The following is a 16,366-nucleotide window of genomic DNA, read 5'->3' on the forward strand; positions in this document are numbered from 1 at the left end:
TTATATTTTTTATTACAAAATTCGTGTAAAAATTTAGAGGATTTTAAAACACTTTATAAATCTAAATTCTTAAGTTTACAACTATGATACAAAATTCAATAGTTATTGTTGGTGGTGGTTTAGCAGGACTTATTGCTGCAATCCATCTTAAAAATAATAATTATAATGTTTTAGTTATCGAAAAAACTGATTTTCCTAAACACAAGGTCTGCGGTGAATACATTTCCAACGAAGTTGTACCTTATCTAAAATCACTTGGTTTAGACATTAACTCGTTACATCCTACTAACATTGACAAACTTTCTTTTTCGTTAGTTTCTGGAAAATCAGTAAACACAGTTTTACCTATGGGCGGATTTGGAATAAGTAGATATCAATTAGACGACTATTTATACAACGAAGCAAAAAATCGTGGTTGTGTTATTGTTCAAGAGATGGTAACTGATATTGAGTTTTTGGACGGTAGATTTACAATTGTCACCAATTTGAATACTTATACTGCAGCTATTGTAATTGGTGCTTTTGGAAAACGTTCTAACATTGATCAAAAATTAAATAGAGATTTTATTCAGAAAAAATCATACTGGTTGGCAGTTAAGGCACACTATTCTGGAGATTTTCCAAAAGATAGTGTTGGTCTTCATAATTTTAAAGGCGGGTATTGTGGAGTCTCTAAAGTAGAAAAAGACATCATTAATATTTGTTATTTAGCAGATTATGAAACTTTTAAAAAATTTAAAAATGTTCAAGAGTATCAAAATAATGTAGTGGTTCAAAACCCGCATTTGAAGGTAATTTTCGAAAAAAGTAATTTGCTTTTTGAAAAACCGTTGACCATTAGCCAAATCTCATTTGAGAAAAAGCAAGCTATTGAAAACCATATTCTGATGATTGGTGATACCGCTGGACTAATTCATCCGTTGTGCGGAAACGGAATGGCAATGGCAATTCATAGTGCCAAAATTGTTTCAGAATTAATTCATAAATATTATTCGAATGAAATCAAATCCAGAAGTGAATTGGAAGAAAAATACATTCAGGAATGGAATTTCAATTTTAGAAATAGACTAAAAATGGGTCGGTTGTTATCGAATATTTTACAAAAGCCAAAACTTTCAGCCGTATTGATGCGTATATTAATTATATTTCCATTTTTATTGTCTTTAATCATAAAGAAGACGCACGGAAAACCTATAACTTTAAATTCATAAATGCCTCTAAATACCAAATTCAGAACCGATACGATTGAAACTATGGATGATTTTGCCATGGAAGGTGAAATCTTGCGTGATGCATTAGATAAAATAGCCAGAATCAATCAGCTTTTAGGAGGGAACCAGCTAACTGTACAAGGCGTTCAAGAACTGATTCAGGATTTTAAAAAAAAGGAAATTATAATTGTGGACGTAGGCTGTGGCAATGGAGATATGTTGCGGACTTTAGCTGATTTTGGACTTAAAAACAATCTTAATTTGCGGTTGATAGGTATCGATGCTAACAATTTTACAATTTCGCATGCACGAAAATTATCAGATAAATACGCTAATATTAGTTATCGCTGTGAAGATATTTTTAATGAATCATTTAATGATTTAAAGTATGATATTGTTTTATGTACTTTGACATTACATCATTTCAAAAACGATGAGATTGTACAATTATTGAATGTTTTTTATACTAATGCAGCAATAGGAATTGTAATCAATGATTTACATCGAAGTGCGGTTGCTTATCGTTTATTTCAAGCTTTATGTTTCGTATTTCAATTGAATGATATGTCTCGAGAAGATGGATTAACTTCAATTTTAAGAGGTTTTAAAAAAGAAGAGTTAATCGAATTTTCTGAAAAATTAAATTTTAAAAACTATAAAATTCATTGGAAATGGGCTTTTCGTTACCAATGGATAATTTCAAAAATATGAGTGTAAAAATCAAAACCGTAACCAAACAGTTACCTAAATATTCCAGAAATACAGATGAAATTATTCCTTTTTTGGATGCTTGGCTCGTTGGACAAGACGAGCGTTTCATTCGAAAAGTAAAGAAAATTTTTGAAGGAGCTTCGGTTGATAAGCGGTACTCTATAATGGATCCAATCGAAGTATTTACTAAAATTTCATTTGAAGAAAGAAACGATATTTATGTTCGTGAAGTAATTGATTTAGGTGAAAAAGTATTGGAAAGTGCATTAAAAAAAGCCAATTGGAACCCTGAAGATTTAGATTACATCATTACAGTTAGTTGCACTGGAATTATGATTCCGTCATTAGATGCTTATCTTATTAACAAGTTAAAATTGCGTCAGGATATTGTACGGCTTCCCGTTACTGAAATGGGTTGTGCTGCCGGAATTTCGGGGATCATTTATGCTAAAAACTTTTTGCAGGCCAATCCTGGAAAACGTGCTGCTGTAATTGCAGTAGAAAGCCCCACGGCAACCTTTCAATTAGATGATTTCTCGATGGCAAATATAGTAAGTGCAGCCATTTTTGGTGATGGAGCGGCTTGTGTTCTGCTTTCTTCACATGATGACGATGAAGGTCCTGAAATTCAGGCAGAGGAAATGTACCATTTCTATGATAATATTCACATGATGGGCTTTAAACTCACGAATTCTGGCTTGCAAATGGTATTAGACATTGAAGTTCCAGAAACGATTGCTTCGCATTTCCCCGATATTATTCATCCATTTTTAGAAAAAAACAATTTAAAAATGGAGGATATTGATCATCTAATTTTTCATCCTGGTGGAAAGAAAATTGTTCAAACGGTAGAAGGATTGTTTTCAAGTTTAGGGAAAAATATAGACGATACTAAAGAAGTACTGCGCTTGTATGGTAATATGTCAAGTGCAACTGTATTGTATGTTTTAGAGCGAATTATGGACAATCAGCCAAAAAAAGGAGAGAAAGGTTTAATGTTGAGTTTTGGCCCGGGTTTTTCAGCACAACGCGTTTTGTTACAGTTTTAAATCAGTGTTCAAAATATGACTAACCAAGAAATCCTATATAAATTACCGTATACAGAACCATTTTTATTTGTGGACGAAATTCTGCATATTGACGAGAATGGAGTAGAGGGCACCTATTATTTTGACGAGCATTTGGATTTTTACAAAGGACATTTTAAAGATAATCCGGTAACTCCAGGAGTAATTTTAACCGAGGTTATGGCACAAATTGGATTGGTTTGTTTAGGAATTTTTTTATTAAATGATACATTTAATAAAAATACATCAATCGCCTTAACGTCAATAGAAATAGAATTTTTAAAACCAGTTTTTCCTAAAGAAAAAGTGACCGTTGTTTCAGAAAAAGTATACTTTAGATTTGGGAAATTAAAATGTAAAGTCCTCATGAAAAATCAAAGCGGCGATGTAGTTTGTACAGGAACTATTGCTGGAATGATGGTTTCAAATAGTGTAATAACTTAATTTTCTTTACTTTCTTAATGGTTTTAAATTAATCTTTAATATGCAAAAAAGAGTTGTCATAACGGGTCTCGGTGTTGTTGCTCCAAATGGAGTAGGACTTGATGCTTTTACACATGCTATCAAAAATGGAATTTCGGGGATTAAGCACGATGTTGAGTTGGAAAGATTACAATTTTCGTGTCAAATTGCTGGAAAACCGGAGATTGCTGAGGAATTAGCATTACGCTATTTCTCGGAATTAGAGTTACGAAACTTCAATTCAACTGGAATTTTGTATGGTGTAATTGCAGGAATTGACGCTTGGAAAGATGCTGGTTTTTCTTTGGAAAATAATGAAGAACCGGATTGGGACAGCGGAACTATTTTTGGAACAGGAACTTCTGGAATTGATAAATTTCGCGAAAGCATTTATAAAATAGATGATTTTCAAACTAGAAGATTAGGTAGTACAGCTGTAGCACAAACGATGAATAGTGGTGTGAGTGCATATTTGGGCGGAAAATTAGGGCTTGGAAATCAAGTTTCTACTAATTCATCGGCTTGTACCACAGGAACCGAAAGTATTTTAATGGCGTATGAACGCATTAAATCAGGACAAGCAAAACGTATTTTGGCAGGAAGCACAAGCGATTCGGGGCCTTATATTTGGGGTGGATTCGATGCAATGAAAGTCTGTACTTTTAAACATAATGAAAATCCAGAACAGGGCTCAAGGCCAATGTCAGCAAGTGCTTCAGGATTTGTTCCCGGAAGTGGAGCAGGAGCTTTGGTTTTGGAAGATTTAGAAAGTGCAATTGCCCGAGGAGCTACAATCTATGCCGAAGTTTTGGGCGGTAATGTAAATTCTGGCGGACAACGCGGTTTAGGAACAATGACAGCGCCAAATCCTATTGCAGTTCAAAAATGCATAACTGATGCTATTGCAAACGCTGGAATTACTAGCAATGATGTCGATGCCATCAACGGACATTTGACAGCTACATCAAAAGACAGTTTAGAAATTCAGAATTGGAGTGAAGCTTTAGGTCGAAAAGGAAAAGAATTTCCTTATATAAATTCCTTAAAATCTATGGTAGGCCATTGTTTATCAGGTGCGGGAAGCATTGAAAGTGTAGCTTCGGTATTGCAATTGCATTACGGATTTGTTTTTCCGAATATCAATTGTGAAGATTTGCATTCCGAAATTACAGTTCATATTGATGAATCGAGAATTCCACAACGGATGATTGAAAAGGAATTAAATATAATTGCAAAAGCTAGTTTTGGTTTTGGCGATGTAAATGGATGCGTAATTTTTAAGAAATACATTTAATCAAATATTTACAGCTAATCTCGAATTGAAAACATTAACAAAAAGTAAAAATATGAATAAAGAACAAACAATTGAAGAATTAAAGAACATAATAAAGCCCTATATTCAAAATCAAGAGGCATTTGACGTACTGTCGGAGGAAACTGATTTTATAAATGATTTGAAGATAAATTCGGCTAATTTAGTAGATGTTATTTTAGATATCGAAGAGAAATATGATATTGTAATAGACAATGAAGCTATGGAGCGCATGGTAAATGTAAAAGCTGCCTTGGAGATAATTGAAACTAAATTGTCAGAAAAAAAATAGTGAGTTGTTGATTAAAACTCAATAAAAGATGATTGGAAATGATGTAGTAGATTTGGCTTTAGCTAAAAGAGTAAGCAATTGGAAACGAGACCGGTATTTAGACAAAATCTTTACGGTAAACGAACAATTACTCATATTTCATGCCGAAATTCCAGAGGTAATGGTTTGGAATTTATGGTCAAGAAAGGAAGCAGCTTATAAAATATACAATCGGGAAACAGGAATTAGAGGGTATTTTCCTTTGCAAATAGAATGCAGTTATCAAACTGAAAATTCAGGCTCTGTCACTATAAGAGAGAATATCTATTATACTAAAACGATAGTTACAGATGCTTATTTGCATTCGATTGCTGCTGTGAAAAAAGAGTATTTTGAAAAGATTATGCACCTTAATTCTGATGTAGACATTTTTAAAAAGAACGGAATTCCATTTGTAATTGATGCCTGTTCAAAATTAACAAAACCTGTTTCCATAAGTCATCACGGACTGTTTTGGGAGGGAATTACTCTTGTGGATTAGTCTGAAAATTATTTTATTCCAAGTCTAGATTTTAATTTTAAGAACAATAACGATGTTTTATAAGCATCTTCAGCAGAAGAATTTCTGTCGCTTTTAGGAATATTATAAGCGGTACAAAGTTCATCGAGAGAAAATTGTTTGTCATTAATATCATGTAGTTTTCGATGCATAATATCAACATCTAAGGCTTCATTTTTCAATCTGCCACAGTCTAATCTTTCTAATGCGGCATTAATCATTTCTACGTCAAAATCAATATGATGACCCACCAATACTGAATTCCCTATAAATTCAATAAACAATTTGATAGCTTCTGATTCTCCTAGTTTTTTCATTTTACTTTCTACCAGAAATTCATTTGAAAGTCCATTATCATGAAAAAACTTGTATTGCAGTAAAACCGCTTCAAAATTATCACCAATAATAACACTGTTGTCAATTACTGCAAAAGAACCAATAGATAAAATAACATCTTTGTGTGGATTTAATCCCGAAGTTTCAGTTGACAAAACAACAAATCGAGTTGATTTTTTATCAAATTTAGAAAGATAAGTTTTCCAAAATTCTGGGTATTCTTTATTGATGTTTTTTAACCAGTCTAACATAGTTATGAAAATTGAGTAAGTTGAAATTTATTTTTTATTAATTCCTCCAATTCTCTCATAGGAGCTAAAGCATTTTTTAATTTTTCTTTATCAATTTTTGATAATTCGTTTAAATTTATAAATTGGCCTGAATTATCATTTTTTAGACCTTCAAGGGTTCTGAATTTTGATAAAACTAAAAAGGCTTCAGCACAATTAAGATAAATTTCAGCATGTTTAGGATCAGCTATTGCTAACTGTTTAAAGCGTTGAAAAGTGTTATTGATTCCTCGTATGTCAAAATTTAAGGTAAATAGACGAGCGCCGTCTATCAATGGCATTAAACCACGGGTTTTTATATCAAATTTATCTTTGTTTGGACCTTCTTCTTCGACATTAAAATTTTTGAAAAACGTTAGAGGTGAATTTTTTCTTAATGCATCATTTCCTAAGAAGTCAAAGAAAAGGGTGTTGTTTTTTGCATTCTTAAATACTACATTTCCAATGGCATCTTCTATTCTTTGTTCTCCAAATGTGATTTCGTAATCAAAGAAAATACTACTTAAATCATTACTATTTTCACCTGGAGTATTCATCCAACTGTCGTATTGTTTACTCCAATCAGTCAATGACTTACACCAGAGCATATTACTTCCCATGTGGCCGTTTGGACACAATTCATACCCTATTTTTTCAAGTGTAGTTGTTGTTCTTTTTCCGAGTTTAAGGAAATAATCTTTCACTTCTCGATATTTATCCGGTGATACATCTTCAAAAATCAAAATACTGTCTTGATCAGTTAATAATAACTGCTCTTTTCTTCCTTGACTACCAATACTTAGCCAAGCAAAACGGGCAGGAGGTGAGCCTAAATCTAAAATAGATAATTCTACAGAACGTTTAATAATAGCTAAATTAATTTCGCTGGCAATATTAAAAACGTGAGAAAGTGGTATGTTTTTAGAAATAGAAGTTTGAATCAAATCTGTCAAACGATCTCGAATTTGTTTTAACTCCTTAGGGGTTTGAGAACGCTTAACTTCTTTGATTAGTACTCCTGGATTATTTGCTTGAGCAGCGATTAAATCATGCTCTGAAATAACTCCTTTTACATCTGACTTATCGGTTCCATCTAGTGTTACGCATAAATGAGTTACATTATGTTTTAACATAAGCAATTGAGCTTCGGCCAATGAAACATTCTCAACAACAGTAATTACTGGAGCCGACATTATTTTATCAACAGTTGCAGTTATAGGAAATCGACCAGTTGCAATTTTAGAACGCATATCACTATCGGTCACAATTCCTATTGGAAAGGTATTGTCGCAAATAATGATATTGTTTTTTAATGTTTCAGTCATTAACTGTGCAACATCTTGAACATTAGCTGTAATTGTTGCTTTTAGTGGAGAAATATTATAGGATAATGATTGGAAATATTGCATTTCCGATTGTTGATCTGAGTAAAAAACGTTGTCGGAAATCAATTTTCCTATTAAATTTTCTTTGTCCTTAGGGTTTCGAGTGTTTACAGCAAAACTTTCTAGTAAAAAGTTTAAAACTTCCGAATTATTAGCGACAAACGGGCGAAAAGTGTCAATTGGAATTGCATAAACAATACTTTCTTCTCTAGCTTTGGCCGTCATCATATAATTGTTCTTGGCAAAAAACGGGCGTAAACCAAAGATGTCACCTTCGGTACATTTATTTAATAATGTTTCTTCAGCGTCAGCAATAACAGATAAATTAATAATTCCTGATGCAACTACATAAAAACTATCGTGCAGAAGATCATTTATTTGGAATAAGGTTTTGTGTTTTTCTAAATTTACAACACGAATACTAGTTGCTATTTGGGATAATTCCTCGAATGTCAAATGATTAAACGGTGGGTATTCCTTTAAAAAATCAGCAATATGCTCAGCAATCGTATTCATAATTTATGGAGTAAATAAGTATTGATTGTAAAAATAACAATTTTAAAAATACAATCACAGGCATTGCTGTTTTAAAATAATTAAATTATACAATACATAATTTTTTCATAAAAAAATTATGTATTGCTACAGATTAAATACAAGTTGTTTTACTTTTATATCATAAACTAAAACATTTTAAATCATGAAATTAATTAGAAAAATACATTTTTCGCTTATTGCATTATTCATTGTGAATTTTATAGCAGCACAGGGAAAGCCTACCAGCAGTAAAGAAGTCGCTACTGGGAAAATTAATAATGCAACTATTACAATCAATTACGGAAGTCCATCTGTTAATTCAAGAGCAATTTGGGGCGCATTGGTTCCATTTAATCAAGTTTGGCGTGCCGGGGCAAATGATGCTACAACATTTGAAACAGATAAAGACTTGACTATTGAAGGTGCTAAATTACCTGCTGGAAAATATTCTTTTTTTGTTATACCAAATGAAAAAGAATGTGTAATCATTTTTAATAAAGAAGCAAAACAATGGGGAGCTTACAAGTATAAACAAAATGAGGATCAATTAAGAGTAACAGTAAAACCTGAAGTATCAAAGTCAAAAGCTGAAAAATTAGTGTACACCATCAACTCAAATAGTGTTATTTTAAGTTGGGAAAACTGGAATATTCCAATAACAGTTAAATAAATAGATTTTTTTTATACGAAAGCATTGCCAATAGGCGATGCTTTTTTGTTTAGCACAAAAGCGTTTTATTGAGTTTGCTTAAAATTCTATTTTACATAATATAAATTATAGTGCATTTTATGACAATGAATTATTTGACTTCATATGTAAGATTACTGTTGAAACTTAGTATTATTCAGTTAATTATTAACACATTAAAAACGAACAATTTATACATTGTTCGTTTCTAATCATATTAAAGTAAATATAAAACTTAAATTTTATGACAGGCATAAAATCAAATAATTTTATGACATCAAAGCCGGAATCGCCTATATCTAGAATACCTCCTCGCATAACAGTTTACTTACAACTCCTTCAAATCTGATAAGATTAAATGTGTGGTAGGTTCCCCATACACTAAGAGTCTGTCAATAAATTGCTGCAGGTGTAATTGATCAATCAATACAACTTTCATGAAAATATTGTGTGTTCCAGTAATTCTATACACTTCGTATATTTCGGGAAACTGGTTCAATTCATCACAAAATATTTTAAGTTTTCCACTAAACAATTTGTACATGATGAACACCTCTAAACCATAACCCAATTTTTTATTATTGAGTTGAATAGAATATCCGTTAATTACTTCAGTATCTTCTAATTTCTGAATACGTTCTCGAACCGATGATGGTGAAAGTCCAATTTGCTTACCAATTTCGACAAATGAAGTTCTAGAATTAACTTTTAGAGTTTCTATAATTTTTAAATCAAGTGTATCTACCATAAATAAAGTCTTAAATACTATTAAATTACAATTATATTATGGCATAAAGATATTAAATCCGTGGATTAAATTTTAGTTTCATTTAGTGTTATTTTAATTTTGCGCTATGGATATAATGTTAGTATTGCTTACTATTGGAATTTTTACTGGTTTTTTTGTTCAAACAATTACTGGATTTGCAGGCGCTTTAATCGCTTTGCCATTTTTATTGTTTGTAATGCCGCTACCTGATGCAATTGGGTATTTATCCATTTTTTACATGATTTCAACACCTTTTCATGTATATAAAGAATGGAAATATATAGACAAATCGTTACTTAAAAAATTAGCGGTATCCTCTTTTTTCGGGTTGTCTATTGGCATTGTTGTCTTGGCATACGGCCAACCTATTTTTCTCAAAAAAGCGTTGGGAATATTTATAATTTTATTTGTTTTACATAGTCTAAAAGCAAAAAAAGAAATACAACTATTCTCAAAAATGAAGTTCTTTTTTGGCTTTTTAGGTGGTTTCTTCTCAGGTGTTTTTTCAACAGGCGGACCTTTATATTTAGTAATTGTAAAAAATGAAACAGCGGATGTAAAAACACTTCGTGCCACAATGTTTGGCGTTTTGGGTTTGATTACATTAATGCGAATTCCTGTACTTGCTTTTGAAGGTATTTTAACCGTAAATCAATTGTATAATTCCTTGTATGTATTGCCGTTTTTTATACTGGCTTTGGTATTAGGTAAAAAAGTATATTTAAAATTAAATGATATCCTTTTGAAGAGAATAATGCTAGGACTGCTTTTCCTGTCTGGGATTGTATTATTGATTAAGAATTAATTATTTCCTTTCGTGACGCTATTTTGCAATAGTCTAAATTTATTGAATCTAGTAATTGTTTCGCTTTTTAAATTTTTACCTTTGCAAAAAATTAAAAAAAGATTTCATGACTGATACTGTAATGACAAAAGCAAAATATTTTAAATTAATTCTAATTTTAGGTTCACTGACAGCACTTGGCCCATTTTCTATAGATATGTACTTACCCGGTTTTGCAGGAATTGCTAAAGATTTAAATACTACTGTTGCTAATGTTTCGATGACTTTATCGAGTTATTTTATTGGAATTTCCGCAGGACAATTACTCTACGGTCCTTTATTAGACCGGTTTGGTCGAAAGAAACCTTTATTTATAGGGCTCTTAGTTTATATTCTTGCTTCATTGGGTTGCGTTTTTGTAACCGATATAGATACTTTCATCGGATTACGTTTTATTCAGGCTATTGGTAGTTGCGCTGCTACAGTAGCTTCTGTTTCTATGGTTCGCGACTTGTTTCCTGTCAAAGATATTCCTAAAGTATTTTCTTTATTAATGCTGGTTGTAGGGCTTTCGCCAATGCTAGCACCTACTATCGGTGGTTATATTACAGAAGATTATGGCTGGCACATTGTCTTTTTTATATTAATGTGTATGGGAATTTTGATTCTTTTGGCAGCTCAAATGGGACTTCCAAATACTTTTAAACCAGATACTTCCATTTCATTAAAACCAAAGCCAATTATTACCAATTTTATTAGTATTGTAAAAGAGCCTCCGTTTTATACCTATGCTTTTACTGGAGCAATTGCTTTCTCCGGATTATTTACCTATGTAGCGGCTTCCCCTATTTTATTTATGGATATTTTTAAAGTTGATGGAAAAACGTATGGTTGGATTTTCGCTTTTATGTCCTTGAGTTTTATTGGTGCGAGTCAGTTAAATTCATTTTTGTTGAGAAAATTCACAAGCGAACAAATGATTTTTGGAGCATTAATTTCACAAACTATTATTAGCATTTCATTCCTTGTTTTGGCAATGAATAATCTTTTAGGATTATACGAAACTATTGCTATGCTATTTTTATTCTTAGCGTGTTTGGGAATTTCAAATCCTAATACAGCTGGGCTTACCCTTGCTCCTTTTTCAAGAAATGCAGGAAGCGCATCAGCGTTGATGGGTGCAATTCAGTTAGGTTTAGGCGCTTTGGCTTCTTTTGCAGTAGGTATTTTTGTAAAAGACTCAATGTTGCCTATGGTTTTGATTATGACTGTTTCAACCATTTTGGCACTGACTATTTTAATTTTCGGAAAACGAAACATAAAAAAAACTATCACAACTTCTCACGATGAGGGAATTGCGATAGTTCATTAATTTTAGTAATAAGAATAAAACAATGTCATATTTTTTTACATATAAGTCAGATAAGTTTCATTTGTTAGGCTTATATACTTTTAGCAATAATAAGGTCATTTAAGGGTTAATACTTACATGACTTATGTGTTAAATAGTATTTTACTGATTTTATAGTATAAAATGAAATAGGTTTAGCTACTTAGTTTACGCTTGTTTAGGTTCTATTTTTACCTTTTTATCGGGTCTGATAATCATACGCAGCGATTGATCTTTTGCAAAATAAGCAATCATCCAATTGAAGAATGTTTGCACTCTGTTGCGATACGTGATCAATGAAATAAGGTGAATAAACAACCATATTATCCAGGCAAAAAATCCTTTGAAATGCATTTTTGGTTTTGGCAAATCAACTACAGCCTTATTTTTTCCAATAATCGCCATCGATCCTTTATCATTATATTTAAAAGGTTTTAAAGGCTTGTTGACACTCATTCGTTTAAAATTGTCAGCCAAATTGATTCCTTGCTGAATCGCAACTTGCGCCACTTGCGGATGACCATTTGGAAAATCAAGATCTGTCAGTTGAATGCAAGTATCGCCTATCGCAAAGATATTTTCAGTACCGTTAACTTTATTAAAAGCATCTGTAGCCATTCGTTTTCCACGGCCATAACTTTCTGCTGGAATTCCTTCAAAAACTTTAGCCGTAACTCCCGCTGCCCAAATTAAATTCTTGGTTTGAATGGTTTCCCCGTTTCCAAAATATACCGTGTCATCAATATAATCTACTACAGTAGTGTTTAATTTTACTACAACACCTAATTTTGTCAGTGCTTCAAGTGTATCCTCCTGTGAAGCTTTACTCATTGGTGATAATACGGCATTGGCACCATCAACCAGATAAATATTACTGGCTGTAGTACTTAATTCTGGATATTCTTTCAGTAAAATATTTTTGCGCATCTCAGCAAACATTCCCGAAACTTCAACACCAGTTGGACCACCACCGGCAACCACAATGGTTAACAATTTCCTACGTTCGCGTATGTCTTTGCAAATGGCTGCTTTTTCTAAATTTTTAAGCAATGTATTACGCATTACGATGGCATCATTGAGCGTTTTCATTGGAATGGCATTTTTCTTTACGTTTTCCATGCCAAAATAACTCGTTTCAGCGCCCGTGGCAAAAACCAAGTAATCGTATGTTAATTCTCCGTTGTTGAGAATGATTTTATTTTCGGCAGTATTTACTTTTACTAAATTTCCCAAGCGGAATTGCAGATTTTTTTTACCCGAAAAAAATTTCCGAAAAGGGTAACTGATACTTGAAGGTTCTAAAAAAGCAGTAGCAACCTGATAAATTAGTGGCGGAAAGAAATTATAATTGTTTTTGTCAACTAGTGTTACATTGATTCCTTTTTCATTTACGAGTTCTTTGGCAAGGTTTAAACCTGCAAATCCTCCTCCTATTATTACAATTTCCATAAAGTATTATTTTAATATTTAATCAAAAAAAACAGTCATAAATATACACTATTTATGACTGTAATTAAATATACAAGTATTAAAAAACTTATAAATTTTACTTCATTTTCTGTCTTTTTACCGGTTTCTCTGTTGGTTCGTTTTTGTTTTGCAACAAATAATTAGCCAACAGTTTTTCGATCAATTCGTCTTTAGTCAAATGATGGAAAACGGTTTTTATTTTATCTTTTAATTCTGGGGCAACATCATGATTGGGTTTTGTTTTGAAGATTTGTTTCGCCCACAATAACGTATTATTTTCTTCGATGCTTAACGCGCTTGGCTTTTTGAACTCGGTGAATTTGATTCCCAGTTCTTTTTCAAAATCAGCAATTTCGACTACTTCTTCGGGTTGTAAAACGGTTAAAGAAAGTCCCTTTGCTCCTGCTCTAGCGGTTCTTCCGCTACGGTGCACGTAAGCTTCGTAAACATCAGGTAAATGGTAATTCACCACATACGAGATTTCCTTAACGTCAATACCTCTTGCGGCTAAATCAGTAGCGACTAAAATATTGATATGTCCTTCACGGAATTGCTCCATGATTCGGTCACGGATTCCTTGCGATAAACTGCCGTGCAATGCGCCTGATGAAAAGCGATTGATAGCTAGATTTTTAGCTAATTTATTAACTGCTGCTTTAGTTTTACAAAAGATAATGCCGCGTTCTCCTTCTTTCGAATTCAAGAAATGCATTAAAACATCCAGTTTTTCAATAGGATCTACCACAATATATTCGTGGTCAATACCTTGATTTCCTAACGTTTCCATGTTGGCACGAACTTCTACTACATTTTTATGTAAGTAATTCTGAACTAATTGTTTTATGGTTCCAGGCATAGTTGCTGAGAACAATACTGTTTTGTGTTCTTTTGGCAATTCGGCAACAATTTCATCTAAGCTTTCTTTTAAGATGGTTACCATTTCATCGGCTTCATCGAGCACGAGGAATTTAGTTTCTTTCAAGTTAATCGCTTTACGCTGAATCAAATCGATTAAACGTCCTGGAGTTGCCACCACAATGTGTGTAGGCAATACAAGTCTTTCGATTTGTGGTTTTATTGGAATTCCACCGCAAGTTGCTGCAATAGAAACTTGAGGTAAAAATTTAGCAAAATCTTCTAAGTTTCTAAAAATCTGATGTCCTAGTTCACGTGTTGGAACTAAAATAACAGCTTGTATTTGTGGTAAAGCAGTATCTATTAATTGCAAAATAGGCAATCCAAAAGCCGCCGTTTTTCCGGTACCGGTTTTAGCTAGTCCAACCAAATCCGTTTCATTAGCTAATAAAAGTGGAATTGTTTTTTGTTGGATTTCTGTTGGTACCACAATTTTCATTTCGGTAAGCGCTTGTACTAATGGTGCTGAAATTCCTAAATCAGAGAATTGTTTTGGCATTTTATTGGATTTTATATTTTATAAAAAATAGTTGTTTTGTAACGTAATTTTTAGCCCCGATGGAAACAGCATCCTGTTGTGGTGGGGTTCGCCACAACAGATATAGTGTACAGCGGGATTAGCTATTTGAAAAAGAAATATTAATCTTCATCCGGTTCGTTCATGATTTTCTCACGATATTTTTTCCCGGTTAACAATACTAGTTTCAATTTGTAATCGTCAACAAGCCACTCGCGGTAATTTTTACTGCATTGACTCAAACATTTTGAATAGCGCTTGATGCGACAATCGATGTCATCCTCTAGCAATTTCCCCAATGCTTTGGCTTCTTGTAAGGTGTCAGAATTATCAACGCACATAGCAGCGTGTTGTTCCAGCGATTTATCCAGAACTTCCTTAGAGCGTAAATTTTGTTTGATGATGAGTTTGTGTTCTTCATCGACATCAAAGGTTACGACTTCGGTTTTGCTGAATTTGGCACGTAAATCCGGTGGCATGCTGTATTTGAAATACAATTCAATCTCCGTATCATCACGTAAATTCTCTAAGTAAAACTCTGGGGATTTAAAGATGTGTTGCCAGTTTACCGGCTCGCTCCACAAGCCAAATCGGGCTGCATTGTTTCCTAAATCGATCACATTAAAAGTGTCTTTTCCTGGTAATTTTCTGGAACCACGACCAATCATTTGGTAATACAACGTTAATGATTTTGTGGCTCTATTTAAAATTATGGTTTCTACAGTAGGCTCATCAAAACCGGTTGTCAAAATTCCAACCGATGTTAGAATAGCGTCTGGCGTGTGCTTGAACCAATGTAAAATATCTTTTCGTTCCTCGTTATTGCTGGTGTTATCTAAGTGACGAATGGCATAACCGGCTTCTCTAAAAGTTTCATATACATACAAAGAGGTGTTGATACCATTGTTGAAAATCAAGGTTTTCTTGCCCAAAGATTTCTCCGTATAAGCATGCAATAATTTTTCCTGCATGGCCATATTCGTGTACAAATCATCTGATGATTTTACGGTATAATCTCCGTTGATACCTACTTTTAAGGAAGTCAATCCTACATCATAACTATATGTAACTGCATTTGCCAAAAATCCATTGGCAATCAAAGAGCTGATAGTATCTCCTACGATTAATTCATCGTAGCTTTCGTGCATAGGCAACTTGATATTTGAACTTAATGGCGTTGCGGTAACTCCTAATATAAAGGCGTTTTTGAAAGAGCTTAATAATTTTCTAAAAGAGTTGTAATGTGCCTCATCGATGATTACTAACCCTACATTATCTAAATGTAATTTTTCATCGTTGATTCGGTTTTTCAAGGTTTCTACCATGGCAACAAAACAAGAATAATCGTTTTGGTCCGGAAGTTCTTTTACTTTACTGTTGATGATTTTGTTTTTTACATCAAACCCCTTCAACATTTTTGAAGTTTGCTTACACAACTCAATTCGGTGTGTTAAAACAACTACTTTTTTATCATGCTGTGATAAATAACGGCGTACAATTTCTGAAAACACTACTGTTTTCCCACCACCGGTTGGCAATTGATATAACAGATGGTGTTGTGGAGGTGCATTATCTATGCGTTCAAATATGGCATCGATGTCGCCTTTTTGGTACGCATAAAGTTCTTTTTTGTCTTCGATTTCTATTTCTAAAGTGTTTTGGGACATTGCTTATTGTTGGATTTTTGCAAAAATACACCTAAAAAACAGTTTA

16 protein-coding genes are annotated in these 16,366 nt (G+C 32.9%); 10 read left to right on the plus strand and 6 right to left on the minus strand.

The window, feature by feature from the left end:
- Nucleotides 1–83: 83 nt before the first annotated feature.
- Genes V5J73_RS07115 through V5J73_RS07145 form a run of 7 tightly spaced genes read left to right on the plus strand, consistent with a single transcriptional unit; the run spans nucleotide 84 to nucleotide 5,575 of the window.
- Complete coding sequence (locus tag V5J73_RS07115) at nucleotides 84–1,211, plus strand: NAD(P)/FAD-dependent oxidoreductase (RefSeq protein ID WP_338648568.1); 1,128 nt, start codon at nucleotides 84–86, stop codon at nucleotides 1,209–1,211.
- Nucleotides 1,212–1,922 (plus strand): methyltransferase domain-containing protein, encoded by a 711-nt coding sequence (locus V5J73_RS07120; protein ID WP_338648570.1) that lies wholly within the window; start codon nucleotides 1,212–1,214, stop codon nucleotides 1,920–1,922. It abuts the gene before it with no gap.
- Nucleotides 1,919–2,971, plus strand: a complete 1,053-nt coding sequence (locus tag V5J73_RS07125) for a type III polyketide synthase (RefSeq protein ID WP_338648571.1) — start codon at nucleotides 1,919–1,921, stop codon at nucleotides 2,969–2,971. The genes V5J73_RS07120 and V5J73_RS07125 overlap by 4 nt, the downstream gene beginning before the upstream one ends.
- A gap of 15 nt (nucleotides 2,972–2,986) precedes the next feature.
- Nucleotides 2,987–3,433 (plus strand): 3-hydroxyacyl-ACP dehydratase FabZ family protein, encoded by a 447-nt coding sequence (locus tag V5J73_RS07130; protein ID WP_338648572.1) that lies wholly within the window; start codon nucleotides 2,987–2,989, stop codon nucleotides 3,431–3,433.
- Nucleotides 3,434–3,473: 40 nt separating this feature from the next.
- Nucleotides 3,474–4,745, plus strand: coding sequence for a beta-ketoacyl-[acyl-carrier-protein] synthase family protein (locus tag V5J73_RS07135; RefSeq protein ID WP_338648573.1), 1,272 nt, complete (start codon nucleotides 3,474–3,476; stop codon nucleotides 4,743–4,745).
- 52 nt (nucleotides 4,746–4,797) lie between these two features.
- Entirely contained in the window at nucleotides 4,798–5,055 is a 258-nt protein-coding gene (locus V5J73_RS07140; protein WP_338648575.1) for an acyl carrier protein, read from the plus strand.
- Between the two features lie 28 nt (nucleotides 5,056–5,083).
- Complete coding sequence (locus tag V5J73_RS07145) at nucleotides 5,084–5,575, plus strand: 4'-phosphopantetheinyl transferase family protein (RefSeq protein ID WP_338648577.1); 492 nt, start codon at nucleotides 5,084–5,086, stop codon at nucleotides 5,573–5,575.
- An 8-nt stretch (nucleotides 5,576–5,583) separates the two neighbouring features.
- Here the strand turns inward: V5J73_RS07145 and V5J73_RS07150 are convergent, their stop codons facing one another.
- Both V5J73_RS07150 and V5J73_RS07155 read right to left on the minus strand, forming a co-directional pair.
- Nucleotides 5,584–6,180, minus strand: coding sequence for a 3'-5' exonuclease (locus V5J73_RS07150; RefSeq protein ID WP_338648579.1), 597 nt, complete (start codon nucleotides 6,178–6,180; stop codon nucleotides 5,584–5,586).
- 2 nt (nucleotides 6,181–6,182) lie between these two features.
- Complete coding sequence (locus tag V5J73_RS07155; protein WP_338648581.1) at nucleotides 6,183–8,099, minus strand: DUF294 nucleotidyltransferase-like domain-containing protein; 1,917 nt, start codon at nucleotides 8,097–8,099, stop codon at nucleotides 6,183–6,185.
- 184 nt (nucleotides 8,100–8,283) lie between these two features.
- On the opposite strand from V5J73_RS07155, the gene V5J73_RS07160 reads away from it, so the two are divergent.
- A complete protein-coding gene (locus V5J73_RS07160; RefSeq protein WP_338648582.1) occupies nucleotides 8,284–8,790 on the plus strand; it encodes a DUF2911 domain-containing protein in 507 nt (168 codons plus the stop codon).
- A 346-nt stretch (nucleotides 8,791–9,136) separates the two neighbouring features.
- Here V5J73_RS07160 and V5J73_RS07165 read toward each other — a convergent pair whose 3' ends face one another.
- A complete protein-coding gene (locus tag V5J73_RS07165; protein WP_338648584.1) occupies nucleotides 9,137–9,556 on the minus strand; it encodes an Lrp/AsnC family transcriptional regulator in 420 nt (139 codons plus the stop codon).
- Between the two features lie 106 nt (nucleotides 9,557–9,662).
- On the opposite strand from V5J73_RS07165, the gene V5J73_RS07170 reads away from it, so the two are divergent.
- Complete coding sequence (locus V5J73_RS07170) at nucleotides 9,663–10,382, plus strand: sulfite exporter TauE/SafE family protein (RefSeq protein WP_338648586.1); 720 nt, start codon at nucleotides 9,663–9,665, stop codon at nucleotides 10,380–10,382.
- Nucleotides 10,383–10,503: 121 nt separating this feature from the next.
- Nucleotides 10,504–11,733 carry a multidrug effflux MFS transporter gene (locus V5J73_RS07175; RefSeq protein WP_338648602.1) on the plus strand — a complete coding sequence of 410 codons (1,230 nt, stop codon included), beginning with the start codon at nucleotides 10,504–10,506 and terminating at the stop codon, nucleotides 11,731–11,733.
- A gap of 186 nt (nucleotides 11,734–11,919) precedes the next feature.
- Here V5J73_RS07175 and V5J73_RS07180 read toward each other — a convergent pair whose 3' ends face one another.
- The 3 genes from V5J73_RS07180 to V5J73_RS07190 form a co-directional block, all read right to left on the minus strand.
- Nucleotides 11,920–13,200 carry an NAD(P)/FAD-dependent oxidoreductase gene (locus V5J73_RS07180; protein ID WP_338644517.1) on the minus strand — a complete coding sequence of 427 codons (1,281 nt, stop codon included), beginning with the start codon at nucleotides 13,198–13,200 and terminating at the stop codon, nucleotides 11,920–11,922.
- A gap of 97 nt (nucleotides 13,201–13,297) precedes the next feature.
- Nucleotides 13,298–14,635: a DEAD/DEAH box helicase gene (locus V5J73_RS07185; protein WP_338644519.1), complete on the minus strand. Its 1,338-nt coding sequence runs from the start codon at nucleotides 14,633–14,635 to the stop codon at nucleotides 13,298–13,300.
- A 140-nt stretch (nucleotides 14,636–14,775) separates the two neighbouring features.
- Nucleotides 14,776–16,320: a DEAD/DEAH box helicase gene (locus V5J73_RS07190; protein WP_338644521.1), complete on the minus strand. Its 1,545-nt coding sequence runs from the start codon at nucleotides 16,318–16,320 to the stop codon at nucleotides 14,776–14,778.
- Nucleotides 16,321–16,366 lie beyond the last annotated feature (46 nt).

This window comes from Flavobacterium sp. KS-LB2, from assembly GCF_036895565.1.
GTDB lineage: Bacteria > Bacteroidota > Bacteroidia > Flavobacteriales > Flavobacteriaceae > Flavobacterium.